Consider the following 17,786-nt stretch of genomic DNA (forward strand, 5'->3'; position numbering starts at 1 on the left):
TCAGATAATGGCACAGCAAATCATGCAGGCTTGCCTCCTTTTGCTAACATTCCGAAGGGTAAGTATTTTTATCAGGTATCACTTGGAGGAAATGCAGCAGGCAAGCAAAATAAAGAATTGTTGGATCAATTGAAAGCGAACGGTACACAAAGTTACACCGCTACCGTAACAGTTTATGGTTCAAAAGATGGTAAAGTTGACTTGAGCAATGTGATTGCGACTCGTCAAGTGACGATTAACCTTAATAGTTTGAAATCTAAAGCAGATCCTTCATTAGAACAAGCGAAGAAATCTATTTCAGAAAATATTAAAGAAAGTACGGATGTCCCAGCGTCCTTCTTACAAAATGCGAACCATCCTGGTCCATTTACAGCTGGTGTGAATGAAGTGATTCCGTATGAACTCTTTGGTGGTGATGGGATGCTAACGCGTCTTCTACTCAAATCCTCAAATGGAGCGCCATGGTCAGATAATGGCACAGCAAATCATGCAGGCTTGCTTCCGTTTGCAGGCATTCCAAAGGGCAAATATTTCTACCAAGTTTCATTGGACGGTAATGCAGCAGGCAAACAAGGTAAGGCGCTTTTAGACCAACTGAAGGCCAACGGCACTCATACTTACACTGCGACTGTTAAGGTTTACGGTGCAACCAAAGATGGCAAGGCTGATTTGAACAATGTGATTGCGACTCGTCAAGTAAAATTGAACTTAAATGGCACAACAACAGCGGACCAAATTAAGAAATCCGTCTTAGAAAACATTAAAGAAAGTACAGATGTTCCAGCGTCCTTCTTACAGAATGCGAACCATCCTGGACCATTTACAGCTGGTGTGAATGAAGTGATTCCGTATGAACTCTTTGGTGGAGATGGCATGTTGACTCGTCTTCTGCTCAAATCATCAAACGGAGCACCATGGTCAGATAATGGCATAGCGAATCATCCAGGCTTGTTGCCACTAGCAGGCTTAGGCAAAGGCCAATATTTCTACCAAGTTTCATTGGACGGTAATGCTGCGGGCAAACAAGGTAAGGCGCTTTTAGACCAACTGAAGGCCAACGGCACTCATACTTACACTGCGACTGTTAAGGTTTACGGTGCAAAAGACGGCAAGGCTGACTTGAACAATGTGATTGCGACTCGTCAAGTAAAATTGAACTTAAATGGCACAACAACAGCAGATCAAATCAAGAAATCTGTTTCAGAAAATATCAAAGATAAGATTGATGTTCCAGCAAGCTACTTGAAAAATGCAGTCTTTCCTGGACCATTTACAGCCGGTGTCAACCAAGTGATTCCGTATGAACTCTTTGGTGGAGATGGGATGTTAACACGTCTTTTACTCAAATCCTCAAATGGAGCACCATGGTCTGATAACGGTAAGGCAAAGCATCCAGGCTTGTTGCCACTGGCGGGCTTAGGCAAAGGGCAATATTTCTACCAAGTTTCATTGGACGGTAATGCTGCAGGTAAACAAGACAAAGCTCTGTTAGAACAGTTAAAAGCCAATGGAACACATTCGTATAAAGCAACTGTTACAGTCTATGGTGCAAAAGATGGCAAGGCTGACTTAAGCAATGTCATTGCAACCAAATCTGTCACAATTAACCTAAAAGGTGAAAAGAAAGCAGAAGCTAAGCCAGAAAAATCACAACCAGGTCAAAATGGTCAAACACAAGACCAGGGCAAAAAAGCAGAACATGATGGAAACGAGCATTCAAATAAAGGCGGAACACCTTCTGCGACATCTTCAAAAGGTGGACAAGCTAAGGCAAGTAAAAAATCGCTTCCTAATACAGGTCAAAAATCTTCTCTTGGTTTGACAGTTCTAGGGCTTCTTGGATTAAGCTCAGCAGCTATTCTAGCACTTGTCGGAATGAAACGCAGAGAAAAGAAATAAGCCTCGCACTTTGTGAGCGATAATGCTTGAATCAAGTATAGGAATAGTGTTATACTTTTTCATGGTATAACACTATTTTTCACAGTAGAGGTAAGGATATGACAAAGAGAATTTTGTTAGTAGATGATGAAGTAGAGATTACCGAGATTAACAAGCGTTATTTAACACAGGCAGGTTATGAAGTCAATGTGGCGCATGATGGACAAGAAGCTTTAGAGTTGTTTCAGAAATATTCAATTGATTTGATAATTACAGATATTATGATGCCTAATATGGATGGCTATGATCTGATTGGGGAAGTACAATATCTTGCTCCAGACCAGCCTTTCCTTTTTATCACGGCTAAAACATCTGAGCCAGATAAGATTTATTCTCTCAGTATGGGTGCGGATGATTTTATTACCAAGCCTTTTAGTCCGCGGGAATTGGTTTTACGAGTCAATAATATCCTACGTCGCATTCACCGTAGTGCGGGAGCAGATGAAAAACTCCAACTAGGAGATTTAGAGATAAATTATGAAACACGCAAAGTGACAGTTCACGGACAACCATTGATAATGACCCTTAAATCGTTTGAACTACTATGGATTCTTGCTAGTAATCCTCAGCGTGTATTTTCAAAGACAGAATTATACGAAAAAGTTTGGCGAGAAGATTTTGTGGATGACACCAATACGCTAAACGTACACATTCATGCTCTGCGGCAGGATTTAGCTAAGTTCAGTACTGAAAAAACGCCCACGATTAAGACCGTCTGGGGCTTAGGGTATAAGATAGAGGTTTAAAATGAAATTAAAACACTTTATTATTGTGGGATACCTCATTTCCACAACGATCACGGTTGTTGCAATCATCTGGTCTGTCAACACCATGCTGATTTCAAAAAGTGATATTTATTTTATTATTGGTATTAGCATTCTGGCTAGTATTACAGGGGCATTGGTCAGCCTTTTGCTGTTGAGCCGTGTCTTTCTCTCTTTGGATAAATTAAAACAGCTCATAAAAGGAATTTCTGACAAGAAGTTTGCAACAGTAAATGATATAAAAAATCCAACTGAATTTAAAGAGCTGGCAGATGCCTTTAATAATATGTCAAGAAACTTGCAAAGTACCTTTACTTCGTTGGAAGAAAGTGAGAAGGAAAAGGGTTTGATGATTGCACAACTATCGCATGATATCAAGACTCCTTTAACTTCCATTCAGGCAAGCGTGGAAGGAATGCTAGACGGTGTGATTGCGGCAGATGAGCAGCGACATTATCTAAAAACCATCAGTCGCCAGACTGATCGCTTGAATAAACTAGTGGAAGAATTGAGTTTCATTACCCTGAATACAATGAATCAGCCAAATGCGCCGCTTGAAAAAGAAGAGATTTTTCTGGATAAGCTACTGATTGATATTATGTCAGAATTTCAGCTGGCCATTGATAAAGAGGAGAGAGATATTCAAATTTCTGTGCAGCCAGCATCGGCAAAGATTATTAGCAACTATGACAAGTTATCACGAATTATTCTCAATCTTGTCAGCAATGCCTTTAAGTATTCAGAGGCAGGAACAAAGTTAAGTATTGATGCAGTTGTCGAAAGTCAGCGTTTGACTGTCAGTGTTACGGATGAAGGACAGGGCATCAAACCAGAAGATTTAGACAAGATTTTCAGGCGCCTTTATCGAGTGGAAAGCTCGCGCAATATGAAAACAGGCGGGCACGGTCTAGGGCTCTATATCGCACGTGAATTGGCACGCCAATTGGGTGGTGATATTTTCGTGCAAAGTGAGTATGGACAAGGTAGTAGTTTTTCGCTTGTATTAGATTTATAAAATGAAAGTGAGATAGACTAGAAAAATGAACATTTCCTGTTTATCTCACTCTTTGTTTTTATTAGTTTGTTTGTTGATCAGCTAGAATGACTTCAAAGAGAAGATTTCCAACTAAATTGAACATTAAACGCGAACGCAATTTTTCGCGTTTTTTTGGTGCATCATAGACAAAAATCATGTGATCGCTGATTTTAGCGAGAAGATGGTTTCCTAAAGTGGTGATTGTAAGAACAGTTGCCCCTTGTTCTTTTGCCTGTAAGATACTGTGGTTGACGTCTTTATTGCTGCCACCGAGTGAAAAGACGATAATCACATCTTTTGGTGTAGCAATGTCTTTAATCCGGTCAATGCTGTATTGCTCAAAGTAATCATTGGACCAAATATTGATAAGTTTGAGTTTTCGGTTAAAATCGCTCATAGGCATGTAACTAGATCCTACTCCGATGCAGAAGATCCTTCTAGCTGAAAGAATTTTAGCCGCAAAAATCTGAAAATCTTGTTCAGACAAGATGGATACGGTGTGTTCAAATTCGACTTGTACCTGTTCTTTTAATTGCTCAAAAGAAGTTCGTTCAGACTTGGCTTGCTCTTTTTTTAGTTCTTTTGATAAGCGTAAATCATAGCGTAATTCATTATAAGTTTGATAGCCTAATTTTTTACAAGCACGAATGACAGTGGAAGAGGAAATAAAAAGTTCGTTTGCAATGGTCTTTAATGTGATTGTCTCTACTTCTTTCTGACGCATGAGGTAGTCAATGACTTCCTGCTCATTTACAGACAATCGATCATAGTGTTGTTTTAAATTTTTTAGAAACATAAAGCCTCTTTTCTAAAACCTTGTTTTTAGAAAAACGTTTTCTACTTAGTAAAATTTTACCGAAATAGTCAAAATTATGCAAGATAGAAACTTCTTTCTAAAAAAACGTTTTCGCGTTTATTTTTGTTAAAATGAAAACAGAAAAATACAAGGAGCAAAAAAAATGAAAGAGAAGAATAAATTTATCTCTGCCTTTGAGCAATTTGGACGCTCATTCTTACTCCCTGTTTCGGTACTGCCCGGCGCAGGGATTATTCAAGGTATTGGTACAGCTTTTACCAATGAAAACACACTCAAGATGTTCCCATTTTTGAACAATGCAGTTTTTCAATTTGTCATGAAATTTTTCATTGCGCTTGGTGGTACAGCTTTTAGCAACTTACCTGTTATTTTTGCAGTCGGAGTTTCAGTTGGTCTTGCAAAACGGGAAAAAGGGTCGGCAGCTTTATCTGGTTTGTTAGGTTTTCTTGTTTTGCACAATGTTTTGAATTTCTTGTTGAAAATCAGTGGAAGGCTAGTCAATACTGCTAACTTATCAAGCGGTGCAGCCAAACTTGCCCTATCAAATGCCATGCAGACAAAGGTTCTAGGGATTCAAACCATGGACCTCAGTGTGTTTGGAGGGATTATCGTTGGGGTTTCTGTTTACTTCATTCACAAGTGGGCTGTGAAACAAGAATTGCCAACCATGATTGGTTTCTTCAGTGGACCTCGTTTCGTACCAATTGTCACTATGGTGGCGATGTCCTTTGTAGCCGTTGTAATCTTCTTTATTTGGCCGACTATTCAAGCAGGCATTAGCGCAGTGTCTATCCTCGTTTTGAAGTCAGGCCCGATTGGCACTTTCTTATATGGATTGATTGAGCGGGCTCTCTTGCCATTTGGTTTGCACCATGGTCTCAACTGGCCGGTCCGTACGACAGAGCTTGGTGGCTCATGGACAATTGGTGGGAACCATGTCGTTGGTACGGTTAATGCCTACCTTGCTTCTTTAGCGGATTCTTCGATCAAGTCTATTGACCCATCTATTACGCGTTTCAATGGCGGTAAATTTGTTTACTTCATGTTCGGTCTTTCTGGTGCTGCTTATGCTATGTACAAGACAGCTTCTCCAGAAAAACGTAAAGTAGCAGGTTCCCTTCTCTTTGCAGCAGCCGGAACTTCATTCTTGACTGGTATTACAGAGCCAATCGAATTTACTTTCCTTTTTGTGGCACCAATGCTTTACGCTGTGCACGCTGTTTTGGCAGGTTCTGCTTTGTTTGTTATGCACATGCTGGGTGCTGGTGTAGCAACTCCTACCGGACATGGTTTCATTAACCTTGTAATCTACGGTGTGTTGCAAGGACCTAAAACGCACTGGTGGCTCGTTTTCTTAGTAGGTATCCCTTATTTCTTCCTTTATTACTATGTCTTTAAATTTATGATTTTGAAATTCAACTTTAAGACTCCAGGTCGAGAAGATACGGATGAAGTCAAGTTGGCAAGTAAGCAAGAAGCGCGTGGTAAATATGGCTTGAAGGTTCAAAATGTCGGTCAAGCAGCTCCACAGGATACAGCACCTACTCCAGAAAAATCTGAAGGGAAAGAACTTAGCAAGCAAGAAAAAACGCACCAACAGGCTCTCGGTTTGATTGCAGCCCACGGTGGTCCGGAAAATATTGTTGATGTCAATGCTTGTATCACTCGTTTGCGGATTGATGTCAAGGACAAATCATTAGTGGATAAGGATACGATTGTCAACCAATATGAAGCGCTTGGTTTTGCTGAAAATGGCATGCAAATGCAATCTATCTATGGCGCTTATGCCAATGTTCTCAAAATGGAAATCCAAGACATTCTAGGTTTAGAGGAATAGCCATGGCACATAAGATTTTATGTGTAACAGATTTAGACGGAACTTTTGTGAAAAATTCTGTTGATGTTAATTCAGTAGACTGGCAAGCTTATCAAAAGTTGACACGTTACAGTGACTTCGCTATTGCTACGGGTCGTTCTGTCAAGGAAATCAACTACATTACGCAACGTAATCAACTTCATTTAAGCTATGCAATCGGCTTTAATGGCGCCATGATTGCTGAAAATGGGAATATATTATTTTCTCAAAAGTTGGCATCAGCAGATGTACAGGCCTTGTTAGACTACCTCAAAAAAGAAAAACTCGTTTTTGATGCACTTGATGGCGAAGAGAGAATTGGTAACTTTGACCATGAGGACAATCGGCGTTTGTGGAATATGCCCATCCTTTGCTTGGAAAATCCTTATGATCTGGTTCGGCAACGTCAGATTTACAAGTTTAACATTCGTCCAGAAGCAGCGAAAACGTCTGTCTATGTAAAAGAATTAAAAGAACATTTTCCCCACTTAGAAGTCTATCAATCAGGGAGCGCTCGCATAGAAGTGACTGCGAAAGATGTTTCAAAAGGTAGTGGTTTACAGCTTTTGAAAAAGCATTATCAACTAGTTGTGGCATTTGGCGACTCTGGAAATGACATTTCGATGTTTGAAAAATCCGATATTTCCTATTGTATGACACATGCCCCTGCCACTGTCCAGGCAGCTGCTTCCTATGTTGTCGACAGCTTTGCAGATGCTATCAAGCATTTGGAGAAGTTATTGTATCAAAATAGTATAAAGGCTTAAGAAAATTCTCTTAGGCTTTTTAGATATTGCTATTATTCTTAATCAGAAAATTTCTTTGGTTTCATGGTATAATAAATAATATGGAAAATAAGAATAAATTACTGTTAATTGATGGCTCTTCTGTAGCTTATCGTGCTTTTTTCGCACTTTACAATCAAATTGATCGATTCAAGAGTCCGTCCGGACTTCATACCAATGCTATTTATGGCTTTCACCTTATGCTCAATCATTTAATGGAGCGGGTGCAGCCGACTCATATCTTGGTGGCATTTGATGCGGGGAAGACCACCTTTCGGACAGAGATGTATGCTGATTACAAAGGTGGTCGAGCTAAAACGCCGGAGGAATTTCGTGAGCAGCTTCCTTTTATCCGAGAAATGCTGGATAAGTTAGGTATTCGCTATTACGACTTGGATCAGTATGAAGCTGATGATATTATTGGAACTCTGGATAAAATGGCTGAAAACACGCCTGTACCCTACGATGTGACGATCGTGAGCGGAGATAAGGATCTAATCCAGCTGACCGATGACAATACAATTGTGGAAATTTCCAAAAAGGGTGTGGCAGAATTTGAGGAATTTACACCAGCCTATCTAATGGAAAAAATGGGAATTACACCAGCCCAGATCATTGATCTCAAAGCTCTTATGGGCGATTCCTCAGATAATATACCTGGCGTGACTAAAATCGGCGAAAAAACAGGGCTCAAGCTTCTTTTGGAATATGGTTCTCTGGAAGGCATTTATAACAGCATTGACCAAATGAAGCAGTCTAAGATGAAGGAAAATCTCATTAAGGATAAGGAAATAGCTTTCTTGTCTAGAAAGCTTGTCACTATTGACACTCAAGCTCCGATTGAAATCGGTTTAGAAGATATTCTCTATCAAGGATCAGATATTAAACAACTAGGTAGATTCTATGATGAAATGGGCTTTAAACAATTTAAGCAAGCGCTAGAAGCAGAGATAGAGCCAGAGGAAACGACTGACATTACTTTTGAAGAAGTGACGGAAGTTTGTCCAGAAATGCTCAGTGCAGACGGTTTTTTCTACTTTGAAATGTTGGGGGACAATTACCACATAGACGAGATGGTTGGCTTTGCTTGGGGAAATTCACAGCAGATTTATGCCAGTCAGGACATCAGTCTTTTGCAGCAGCCGGTTTTCAAAGAATTTCTGGAAAATACAGCCTTGAAGGTTTATGACTTTAAACGCTCTAAAGTCTTACTCAGTCGCTTAGGCATTGAGCTTTCGCAACCAGCGTTTGATAGTCGTTTAGCAAAGTACCTTCTTTCGACCGTTGATAACAATGAAATTGCAACGATTGCTAATCTTTATGGCAAGACTAGACTCGTTGAAGATGAAGTGGTTTATGGAAAAGGAGCTAAGCGGGCATTGCCTGAAAAAGCTATTTTATTGAGCCATCTAGCCAAAAAAGTCACAGTTCTCGTTGAAACGGAAAAGCCTATGACGAACTTGCTACGTCAGCATGACCAGCTAAATCTGCTGTATGAAATGGAGCAACCGCTAGCTTTTGTCCTTGCTAAGATGGAAATTGCTGGTATCAAGGTAGAGCGCGAAACATTGCAAACGATGCAGACTGAAAATGAGGAAGTTTTAGCTCGACTAACTCAGGAAATCTATGACTTAGCAGGGGAAGAGTTTAATATCAATTCGCCTAAACAGTTGGGAGGCATTCTCTTTGAAAAACTGGGTCTGCCAACATCTTTCACTAAGAAAACCAAAACGGGCTACTCTACGGCAGTAGATGTATTGGAACGTTTGGCACCGATTGCACCGATTGTGGAGAAGATTTTGGACTATCGGCAAATTGCTAAAATTCAATCAACCTATGTTATGGGGCTACAGGATTGGATTTTAGCAGACGGAAAGATTCATACTCGCTATCTTCAAGATTTGACCCAGACAGGAAGACTATCTAGTGTGGATCCCAATCTGCAAAATATTCCAATTCGTTTGGAGCAAGGACGCTTAATTCGGAAAGCTTTTGTGCCGGAGTGGAAGGATAGTGTCTTGCTCAGTTCCGACTACTCACAAATTGAGTTGCGGGTTTTGGCGCATATTTCGGGTGATGAACATTTAATTGAAGCATTCAGACATGGAGCTGATATTCACACTTCGACAGCTATGCGGGTTTTTGGTATTGAAAAGCCAGAGGATGTGACACCAAATGATCGCCGTAATGCTAAAGCTGTCAACTTTGGTGTTGTTTATGGGATTTCTGATTTTGGACTTGCCAACAATCTGGGGATTAGCCGTAAAGAAGCTAAATCTTATATTGATACTTATTTTGAACGCTATCCTGGAATTAAGAATTATATGGAAAATGTGGTACGAGAGGCTCGAGATAAAGGCTATGTAGAAACTCTCTTCCACCGTCGTCGGGAGATTCCAGATATTAATTCTCGTAATTTCAATGTCCGAGGATTTGCAGAACGAACAGCAATCAATTCGCCCATTCAGGGCAGTGCAGCTGATATTCTCAAAATTGCTATGATTCGGCTGGATCAAGCTCTGACAGATGGGAATTTTAAAACTAGGATGTTGCTGCAAGTTCATGACGAAATTGTGCTGGAAGTACCTGAAAACGAACTGACCGCTATCAAAACGCTGGTCAAAGACATCATGGAATCTGCCATTGAACTTGTTGTACCCTTGAAAGCGGACGAAAGTGCTGGCAAGACCTGGTATGAAGCGAAGTAGAATCAAAAGTCCCCCAAAGAGCTATATCATTCTGATTTTTTAGCTGTGTTCAGTTCAGATCAGAAACTTTCAAGGCAAATACATCAACTTTATAAAATATTTGTGTTTCTGGTTCAAAAAGGGACGGTATGGCTCACGATACATGAAAGATTACGGAGAAAATTTTATGACCTATCATTTCCAAAATCCCAGCGATGGGGTTATCAAACAGTATTTAAAAAATAGCAAGGTGATTGCGGTTGTTGGCTTGTCGGATCGTGAGGAGGCAACTAGCCATCGTGTATCCAAAGAGATGCAAGAGAGAGGCTATCGGATTATTCCGATTAATCCACGAGCAGCTGGTAGGAAAATTCTAGGCGAGACTGTGTATGCCAGTCTAAAGGACATTCCTTTTTCTATTGACATTGTAGATATTTATCGTCGCAGTGAATTTCTGCCAGATGTGGCGCGTGATTTTCTGGAAGCAGATGCTACAATTTTCTGGGCGCAGTTGGGTCTGGAGAATGAAGAAGCGGAGCAGATTCTGCGGGCAGCTGGTCGGGATGATATTGTCATGGATCGCTGTATCAAGCAGGAGCACACCCGTCTAATTTTTGGAGAATAAATGGCAACATTGGTGATTATCAGAGGTAATTCTGGTTCAGGAAAAACGAGTTTGGCAAAGAAATTGCAAGAATACTATGGTCGAAAGACGCTGCTCATCTCACAAGATATCGTTCGTCGTGATATGCTGAAAGAAAAGGTCAAGCCGGGCAATCTATCAATCTCTTTGACAGAAACGATCGCCCGCTATGGCTATGAGCGAGATTTGTTGGTTATCGTTGAAGGTTTTTATGAAACAGATATTTATGGGCAAATGCTAGAAAAATTGCATACTCTATTTTATCCAAAAGTTCTGTCTTACTATTATGATTTAACGTTTGAAGAGACAGTTCACCGTCACCAAACGAGGAACAAGAAAGCAGACTTTAGTCCAGCTGATATGAAACGTTGGTGGAAAGAATGTGATTTTTTGGGTTGGGAGGAAGCGATATTTACAGATCAGGTTTCGCTGGAAGATGCTTTTCAAAAAATTTCTAAAAATATCAATTTGTTATAAAAAATTAAGGTTGATTTAAGCTAACTTGGTTATACTATGTTTATCAAATGAAGACCTCCTAACTTTATTTGATAGAAATCCTAAACTTTTTCATAATAATCTCCCTAATAAAAGTCACCCATTGGTGGCTTTTTTCATATAAAGTTTGCAATATGACACTTTAGCTGAATCACTTTACGAAAAATGGATACAACTCAAAAGACCTGAACAGTTCGTTCAAGTCTTTTGTTGGATTGCCAATTGTTTCATGCAAGAAATTAATAAAAAATTGGAGTCTGATCTTGTTCCTTTAGCACAGCTTCATAGAAAAGAGTTTGAGCTGTAAAAACGTAGGGATAGACATAAATAGATGCGATCCCCAAAGTAATAGCAGTTAGCAAGTACCAGCCAATAAAACTTAAATCAAGTACAAATCGCTTGCCTTTATATCCTTTCATCATCTGGCGGCTTGTACGAATAATTTTAAAGGCGCTCTCATAGCTCTGGTTTTCTAATGTGTCACAAAGAATAAATTCTACTTGCGAATAAGCGTAATATTGAGGAAGTGCAATAATAATACCGATTACCATCAAAATAAAACCGATGAGAATATAAAGTAACAATGTCCCAACAGTTGTTTGAAGTGCAGTATTTTGTGAGAGAGCTTGAGAATTGGGGAGGAGTTTTATGACACTAAAACTAGCCAGAATCATCATGCCGCTTCCAATCCAGACGAAAATATTCCACAGAAATAGTAATACACGTTTGAGCAAAAGTGTCATGAAAACAGGACCAATTACTTTACTATCAAAAGTCCGAACTGAATCTGTAAAATGCACCTCTTGCCGTTTTCCACGAATGACTTCCAGTAAGGTCCAAAAAGCAGCCGTCAAAAAGAAAGATACGATAAAACTAATCGCGATTGGGAAAAGAGAACGATTGATTCCGTGGACAATCGTCTTTTGAATGCCATATTGTAAGATATTATTGGAAAAGGTATCTGAAGAATAATTGTAAACAACGGAAATAATCGCCGTTAGAATTGGTACTAAAAAGAGTACATAGATACCTTTGGTTTGACGTTGGATACGACGAGCCTCTGCCCGCAATTCACTTAAATTCATATTTGCCTCCTAATTTGAAACATATTATACCATATTTTGGAGTCAAGTTAATCATAGCTGGCAGAAAACCTTTTGAAAAAATTACTGCTTTATCTTTCCTCTTTTTTTTGATAAAATCATACAGGATGTTGTGAGCAAGTGAAACTCACACACTATAGAATGAAGATCTGGGACTGTTTTTCCCAGCATCGGAGGTAAAAATGTCAGATTCACCGATTCAGTATCGTTTGATTAAAAAAGAAAAGCACACAGGTGCTCGTTTGGGAGAGATTATCACACCTCATGGCACCTTTCCAACACCTATGTTTATGCCGGTCGGCACTCAGGCTACGGTCAAGACTCAGTCTCCTGAGGAGCTCAAGCAAATGGGCTCTGGTATCATCTTGGCCAATACTTACCATCTCTGGTTGCGACCAGGTGATGAGCTGATTGCTCGTGCGGGTGGGCTGCACAAGTTCATGAACTGGGATCAAGCTATTCTAACGGATAGCGGAGGTTTTCAGGTTTATTCCTTGGCAGACAGCCGCAATATCACAGAAGAGGGTGTGACCTTTAAAAATCACCTAAACGGCTCTAAGATGTTTTTGTCGCCAGAAAAAGCGATTTCTATTCAGAACAATCTGGGAAGTGACATCATGATGTCTTTTGATGAATGCCCGCAGTTCTACCAACCGTATGATTATGTCAAGAAATCCATTGAGCGGACGAGTCGCTGGGCAGAGCGTGGGCTTAAAGCTCACAGTCGCCCTCACGATCAAGGACTCTTTGGGATTGTGCAGGGAGCTGGTTTTGAAGATCTGCGTCGTCAATCGGCGCATGATTTGGTCAGCATGGATTTTCCAGGTTATTCTATCGGTGGGCTAGCTGTCGGAGAGTCTCACGAAGAGATGAATGCAGTGCTAGACTTCACAACGCCTATGCTGCCCGAAAGCAAACCTCGCTATCTCATGGGAGTTGGAGCGCCGGATAGTTTGATAGACGGTGTGATTCGGGGCGTTGATATGTTTGATTGCGTCCTGCCAACTCGGATTGCCAGAAACGGTACCTGTATGACCAGCGAAGGACGTTTGGTGATTAAGAATGCTCAGTTTGCAGAAGATTTTACACCACTAGACCATGATTGCGATTGTTATACGTGTAAAAATTACACACGAGCCTATATTCGTCATTTACTAAAAGCTGATGAAACATTTGGCTTGCGTCTAACTAGCTATCATAATCTTTATTTCTTGGTTAATCTGATGAAAAAGGTTCGTCAAGCTATTTTAGATGATAATTTACTAGAATTTCGTGAAGACTTTGTCGAGCGTTATGGCTACAATCGATCCAAGAGGAATTTTTAAGAAATTTTATTTGAAAGGATAAACTATGTCTGATGAAGAAAAATTGCTGGAAAGATTGACAGCATATCTGTCAGACGACCAAAAACATACCCTGTGTATTTACGGTCATGGTGCTTCAGGCAAGTCAACTTTCGCTCGAAAACTCCAACTAATTCTGGGTGAGGAACGAGCCAATCTGCTGGCAACAGATCCTTACGTAATTGTTGGAGAGTATCGAGATTTGCTCAGTTCTAAGGATTTTCCTCATCAAAAAGTAACAGCCTATCTCCCGGCTGTTCATGAGCTCAGTAGTCTAGAACGAGATATTCGTGCTTTGCAGTCTGGTCTGGATATCTTGACGATAGGTACAGCTTGGGCATCCAGCCTCCGCTTGTCAGCTCAAAAGCCGATTTTAATAGTAGAAGGCATGTCAGCAGCTTTTTTACCAAAGAATCTGTTTGATTTATCTATTTGCTTTCACACGGATGAGGGGACAGAGCTGGAGCGCCGCTTGGCTCGAGATACAGCCGTTCGAGGTCGCGATGTGCACTGGATTCGGCAAGTGCACACCAGCCGCCGCCAGCAATATGAACACTACTATAAAATGTATCAGGAAGAGGCTGATTTTCTCATCAGCCAGACTGAAGAGGGCTTTGGAATAGATAAAATAAGCAATGGACTTGGAAAATAAAATTCCAGGTCTTTTGTTTTTTTGGCTTATTTTTTGGTAAAATAGAATAAAATAGATTTTATAGCAACGTTGCTAAATGCAGCAATTAACAGAATTTTTGGCTTGCTTGACTCAGCAGTGATGTAGGCTTGCGGGAGTTGGTCGGTCTGTAGCAGTAGTGAAAAGGATTTAGGAGAAATATGCGTATCAAATGGTTTTCAATGGTTCGAGTGACAGGCTTATTGCTGGTTCTCTTGTATCACTTTTTTCAAAAATTATTTCCTGGGGGATTTCTCGGTGTTGATGTCTTTTTTACCTTTTCAGGTTTTCTGATTACAGCGCTCTTGATTGATGAGTTTTCTCAGAGTAAAAAAATAGAGCTTCTAGCCTTCTTTCGACGGCGTTTTTATCGGATTGTTCCCCCTGTCATCGTCATGGTATTGGTGGTCATGCCCTTTACCTTTTTGATTCGGCGGGATTTTGTAGCCGGTATTGGAACGCAGATTGCAGCAGTCATGGGATTTGTGACTAACTTTTACGAAATGATGACGGGCGGAAGCTACGAGGCTCAGTTTATTCCGCATTTATTTGTCCATAACTGGAGTCTGGCTGTAGAGGTTCATTATTATCTACTTTGGGGACTGGCCATCTGGTTCCTAGCCCAATATTGCAAAACAGCCGGTCAGCTGAGGGGCAGTATCTTTTTGCTGTCTTCGTTTGGTTTGCTTATCAGCTTTCTCAGTATGTTTATTGGCAGCCTTTTAGGACTCAGTTTTTCGGAGCTTTATTTCTCGACCTGGACTCACATTTATCCTTTCTTTGTCGGCAGTATCCTAGCGACCTTGACCGGTATCAAACAGATGACAGGCCTGTTAAAGAAAATAATTCGCTCCTGGTCTTTGCGAGAGGCTTGTCTGGTCTTTGCGGCGGGAGCGGGGCTCTTAGGCGTGATGATGCTTTGGGTCAAGTTTGATTCGCTTTTTACCTATTTGCTTGGTTTTCTTTTGGCTAGTTTGTCAGCGGCGGCTATGATATTGGCTACACGGATCTTGCATGAGAAGACTCCTGACCTAAAAGAACCACTAGTTTTGACAGTGATTGCTGATACGAGTTATGGAGTCTATCTTTTCCATTGGCCTTTCTACACGATTTTTTCACAGCTGATGGGCAATCTGCCTGCGGTGATGTTAACAAGTCTTCTTTCTCTTGCTTTTGCTGGACTGTCCTTTTATGTTATTGAGCCAATCATTGCTGGGAAATCCCCTGCTTTTCTCGGTTGGGACTTGCATTTTACGCAGTTGAAAAAGGTCTTGGCAATGAGTTCCGTAGGTTTGCTTCTTATCAGCCTGCTGGCTATCGGACTTGCTCCGAAGATTGGGGCATTTGAGACAGATATGCTAGTCAATGGTCTTCATCAGGCTGACACCAAGCTAAATCGGACTAAAAGTCTTGCAGAAAAAGGAGAAGCTAGTAGTTACAATATTGCAGATGGTGTGACGATTATTGGTGACTCCGTTACCTTACGGGCTAGTACTCCGCTGAAGGAAGTCCTGCCGGATGCACAAGTCGATGCTCAAGGCAGTCGCAATACAGCTCAGGCTCGCGAAATTATGAGCAATAATGCCGCAGCTGGCGGCTTGCTCAAGACCGTCGTGGTAGCAACCGGTGTTAATATTGTCTTTAACTACGAAGAAGAACTGAATGAGTTGGTCAAGACCTTACCGAAGGGACATCGGCTTATTCTGGTAACTCCTTACGATGGTAATTCAGACAAATATGACAATCCTGTCGCCGAAAAACATGCGCAATATGCCAGAGAGTTAGCCAAGAAATATGCTTACGTCACCATTGCCGATTGGAACACTACTGCCAAGCAGCACCCAGAAATCTGGGTAGGTAGTGATCATATCCACTTTGGAGAAGATGCCGACACAATTGCTGCAGGTGGTCGACTCTATGCGCAGGAAATTCAAAAGGCTGTCACAAAAGCAGCAGATGGGCCTGTAAAGCACAAGTAAATTCTTAGTGCATGGGGAAGTGCAAGTTTGTATTGAACATTCGATTTATCCTAGTAGTTAAAAATCTGTGCAAGCCCTTCAACTAAGCATGTAGGAAACAAACTGACTTTAAGCGTGGAAGGGGTAGTTTGTCTTCTTACCAGGCAATTCTACTTATTCATATTAAAGAAAAAATGATTTGTAAATGTCAAGCCTCATTTTAAATGAGACTTGATTTTTTTGTGTTGGTACTTACGACTAATAAAGATTTCTATATTTAATCTCTTGCTTTTTCAGAAGATAGTAAAAGCTCAATAAGAAAGGGGAACGCTTTCAAATAAAAAAACTAAAAAACTTGCTCAAATCCCTTGCAATGCTTGGTTCTTTGTGTTAAGATATTATGGTGCTGTGAAAAACAGTCTATAGCTTTGATACAAGAGGTTGCGACACGCTCGGTTGCATTGCCACGTGATCGTCTGTCGGTTTTCTTGTGGAGCTAGCCTATTATCTTAAATAGACGAAAAAGGAGAAAAAGATGGCAAACAAAAAAATCCGCATCCGTTTGAAAGCTTACGAACATCGTACACTTGACACAGCGGCTGCAAAAATCGTAGAAACTGCTACTCGTACAGGTGCTGAAGTTGCAGGTCCAATCCCACTTCCAACTGAACGCAGCCTCTACACAATCATTCGTGCGACTCATAAATATAAAGATTCTCGCGAACAATTTGAAATGCGCACGCACAAACGTTTGATCGACATCATTAACCCAACTCAAAAAACAGTTGACGCTTTGATGAAATTGGATCTTCCAAGTGGTGTGAACGTAGAGATTAAACTTTAATCAAATATTAAGAAATCGTTCAAGTGAAATTGAACACAGGCTAAGAGCCGTGCAAAAAAGATAAACTTCCTAGTGTTCATCGAACACGGCGTCAGTTTTCTATTTTTGCTTCGCTCTTGACGCCCTTGGTATCTTAATCTTGAGCATAAAAAACGCTCGTTAAAAACTTTTTGAAAAAACTATAGAAAAGGAAACATTTTCTCATGACAAAAGGAATCTTAGGGAAAAAAGTGGGAATGACTCAAATCTTCACTGAAGCTGGCGAATTAATCCCTGTGACTGTTGTTGAAGCGGCTCCAAACGTTGTTCTTCAAGTGAAAACAGTTGAAACAGATGGTTACAACGCAGTTCAAGTTGGTTTTGATGACCTTCGTGACGTATTGAGCAACAAACCTGCTAAAGGACATGTAGCAAAAGCTAACACGGCTCCTAAGCGCTTCATTCGTGAATTCAAAAACATTGAAGGCTTAGAAGTTGGTGCAGAAATTACAGTTGACACTTTCGCAGCCGGCGATGTTGTTGATGTAACAGGAACTTCAAAAGGTAAAGGTTTCCAAGGTGTTATCAAACGCCACGGTCAATCTCGTGGGCCAATGGCTCACGGTTCTCGTTATCACCGTCGTCCTGGTTCAATGGGACCAGTTGCGCCTAACCGTGTTTTCAAAAATAAACACTTGGCAGGTCGTATGGGTGGAAATCGTGTAACAATTCAAAACCTTGAAATTGCACAAGTTGTTCCAGAGAAAAACGTTATCCTGATCAAAGGTAACGTACCTGGTGCTAAGAAATCTCTTATCACGATCAAATCAGCAGTTAAAGCTGGTAAATAATAAGGAAAGGGGAAATCA

At 40.7% G+C, this 17,786-nt stretch carries 15 protein-coding genes; 13 read left to right on the forward strand and 2 right to left on the reverse strand.

Annotated features, from left to right (window positions below; genetic code table 11):
* From HMPREF2963_RS06930 to HMPREF2963_RS06940, 3 genes are all read left to right on the forward strand, one after another.
* A partial coding sequence (locus tag HMPREF2963_RS06930) for an SSURE domain-containing protein (protein ID WP_070669279.1) occupies positions 1-1,899 on the forward strand: 1,899 nt, incomplete at its 5' end.
* 98 nt (positions 1,900-1,997) lie between these two features.
* Positions 1,998-2,684 carry a response regulator transcription factor gene (locus tag HMPREF2963_RS06935; RefSeq protein WP_003071364.1) on the forward strand — a complete coding sequence of 229 codons (687 nt, stop codon included), beginning with the start codon at positions 1,998-2,000 and terminating at the stop codon, positions 2,682-2,684.
* 1 nt (position 2,685) lies between these two features.
* Entirely contained in the window at positions 2,686-3,717 is a 1,032-nt protein-coding gene (locus HMPREF2963_RS06940) for a sensor histidine kinase (RefSeq protein ID WP_003071363.1), read from the forward strand.
* Between the two features lie 61 nt (positions 3,718-3,778).
* Here the strand turns inward: HMPREF2963_RS06940 and HMPREF2963_RS06945 are convergent, their stop codons facing one another.
* On the reverse strand, positions 3,779-4,534 hold the full coding sequence (locus HMPREF2963_RS06945; RefSeq protein ID WP_070669280.1) for a MurR/RpiR family transcriptional regulator: 756 nt from the start codon (positions 4,532-4,534) through the stop codon (positions 3,779-3,781).
* Between the two features lie 163 nt (positions 4,535-4,697).
* On the opposite strand from HMPREF2963_RS06945, the gene HMPREF2963_RS06950 reads away from it, so the two are divergent.
* The 5 genes from HMPREF2963_RS06950 (at position 4,698) to HMPREF2963_RS06970 (ending at position 11,002) form a co-directional block, all read left to right on the forward strand.
* Positions 4,698-6,392 carry a PTS transporter subunit EIIC gene (locus tag HMPREF2963_RS06950; protein ID WP_070669281.1) on the forward strand — a complete coding sequence of 565 codons (1,695 nt, stop codon included), beginning with the start codon at positions 4,698-4,700 and terminating at the stop codon, positions 6,390-6,392.
* A 2-nt stretch (positions 6,393-6,394) separates the two neighbouring features.
* On the forward strand, positions 6,395-7,177 hold the full coding sequence (locus HMPREF2963_RS06955; protein WP_070669282.1) for a Cof-type HAD-IIB family hydrolase: 783 nt from the start codon (positions 6,395-6,397) through the stop codon (positions 7,175-7,177).
* Positions 7,178-7,257: 80 nt separating this feature from the next.
* Positions 7,258-9,903, forward strand: coding sequence for a DNA polymerase I (polA, locus tag HMPREF2963_RS06960; protein ID WP_070669283.1), 2,646 nt, complete (start codon positions 7,258-7,260; stop codon positions 9,901-9,903).
* A gap of 166 nt (positions 9,904-10,069) precedes the next feature.
* Positions 10,070-10,507 carry a CoA-binding protein gene (locus HMPREF2963_RS06965; protein WP_006270495.1) on the forward strand — a complete coding sequence of 146 codons (438 nt, stop codon included), beginning with the start codon at positions 10,070-10,072 and terminating at the stop codon, positions 10,505-10,507.
* Positions 10,508-11,002, forward strand: a complete 495-nt coding sequence (locus tag HMPREF2963_RS06970; RefSeq protein ID WP_070669284.1) for a kinase — start codon at positions 10,508-10,510, stop codon at positions 11,000-11,002.
* Between the two features lie 257 nt (positions 11,003-11,259).
* On the opposite strand, the gene HMPREF2963_RS06975 is transcribed toward HMPREF2963_RS06970, so the two are convergent.
* On the reverse strand, positions 11,260-12,105 hold the full coding sequence (locus tag HMPREF2963_RS06975) for a DUF975 family protein (protein WP_070669285.1): 846 nt from the start codon (positions 12,103-12,105) through the stop codon (positions 11,260-11,262).
* Between the two features lie 200 nt (positions 12,106-12,305).
* Here HMPREF2963_RS06975 and tgt point away from each other — a divergent pair, with 200 nt between their 5' ends.
* The 5 genes from tgt to rplC all read left to right on the forward strand — a co-directional run bounded on the left by tgt (position 12,306) and on the right by rplC (position 17,768).
* Positions 12,306-13,448 (forward strand): tRNA guanosine(34) transglycosylase Tgt, encoded by a 1,143-nt coding sequence (gene tgt, locus HMPREF2963_RS06980; protein WP_037598467.1) that lies wholly within the window; start codon positions 12,306-12,308, stop codon positions 13,446-13,448.
* A 25-nt stretch (positions 13,449-13,473) separates the two neighbouring features.
* On the forward strand, positions 13,474-14,118 hold the full coding sequence (locus tag HMPREF2963_RS06985; protein ID WP_070669286.1) for a uridine kinase family protein: 645 nt from the start codon (positions 13,474-13,476) through the stop codon (positions 14,116-14,118).
* A 179-nt stretch (positions 14,119-14,297) separates the two neighbouring features.
* On the forward strand, positions 14,298-16,115 hold the full coding sequence (locus tag HMPREF2963_RS06990) for an acyltransferase family protein (protein ID WP_070669287.1): 1,818 nt from the start codon (positions 14,298-14,300) through the stop codon (positions 16,113-16,115).
* A 514-nt stretch (positions 16,116-16,629) separates the two neighbouring features.
* Positions 16,630-16,938, forward strand: a complete 309-nt coding sequence (gene rpsJ / locus HMPREF2963_RS06995) for a 30S ribosomal protein S10 (RefSeq protein WP_002894478.1) — start codon at positions 16,630-16,632, stop codon at positions 16,936-16,938.
* Positions 16,939-17,141: 203 nt separating this feature from the next.
* Positions 17,142-17,768, forward strand: coding sequence for a 50S ribosomal protein L3 (rplC, locus tag HMPREF2963_RS07000; protein WP_003029484.1), 627 nt, complete (start codon positions 17,142-17,144; stop codon positions 17,766-17,768).
* Positions 17,769-17,786 lie beyond the last annotated feature (18 nt).

It is taken from the genome of Streptococcus sp. HMSC067A03 (assembly GCF_001814295.1).
GTDB classification, from domain to species: Bacteria; Bacillota; Bacilli; order Lactobacillales; family Streptococcaceae; genus Streptococcus; species Streptococcus constellatus.

Excerpts from the sequence above, each read along its gene's own strand:
- rplC (WP_003029484.1), top strand. The coding sequence starts at position 17,142 with ATGACAAAAGGAATCTTAGGGAAAAAAGTGGGAATGACTCAAATCTTC.
- HMPREF2963_RS06990 (WP_070669287.1), top strand. The coding sequence starts at position 14,298 with ATGCGTATCAAATGGTTTTCAATGGTTCGAGTGACAGGCTTATTGCTG.
- rpsJ (WP_002894478.1), top strand. The coding sequence starts at position 16,630 with ATGGCAAACAAAAAAATCCGCATCCGTTTGAAAGCTTACGAACATCGT.
- HMPREF2963_RS06945 (WP_070669280.1), bottom strand. The coding sequence starts at position 4,534 with ATGTTTCTAAAAAATTTAAAACAACACTATGATCGATTGTCTGTAAAT.
- HMPREF2963_RS06935 (WP_003071364.1), top strand. The coding sequence starts at position 1,998 with ATGACAAAGAGAATTTTGTTAGTAGATGATGAAGTAGAGATTACCGAG.
- HMPREF2963_RS06940 (WP_003071363.1), top strand. The coding sequence starts at position 2,686 with ATGAAATTAAAACACTTTATTATTGTGGGATACCTCATTTCCACAACG.
- tgt (WP_037598467.1), top strand. The coding sequence starts at position 12,306 with ATGTCAGATTCACCGATTCAGTATCGTTTGATTAAAAAAGAAAAGCAC.
- HMPREF2963_RS06950 (WP_070669281.1), top strand. The coding sequence starts at position 4,698 with ATGAAAGAGAAGAATAAATTTATCTCTGCCTTTGAGCAATTTGGACGC.
- HMPREF2963_RS06955 (WP_070669282.1), top strand. The coding sequence starts at position 6,395 with ATGGCACATAAGATTTTATGTGTAACAGATTTAGACGGAACTTTTGTG.
- HMPREF2963_RS06965 (WP_006270495.1), top strand. The coding sequence starts at position 10,070 with ATGACCTATCATTTCCAAAATCCCAGCGATGGGGTTATCAAACAGTAT.
- HMPREF2963_RS06970 (WP_070669284.1), top strand. The coding sequence starts at position 10,508 with ATGGCAACATTGGTGATTATCAGAGGTAATTCTGGTTCAGGAAAAACG.
- HMPREF2963_RS06975 (WP_070669285.1), bottom strand. The coding sequence starts at position 12,105 with ATGAATTTAAGTGAATTGCGGGCAGAGGCTCGTCGTATCCAACGTCAA.
- polA (WP_070669283.1), top strand. The coding sequence starts at position 7,258 with ATGGAAAATAAGAATAAATTACTGTTAATTGATGGCTCTTCTGTAGCT.
- HMPREF2963_RS06985 (WP_070669286.1), top strand. The coding sequence starts at position 13,474 with ATGTCTGATGAAGAAAAATTGCTGGAAAGATTGACAGCATATCTGTCA.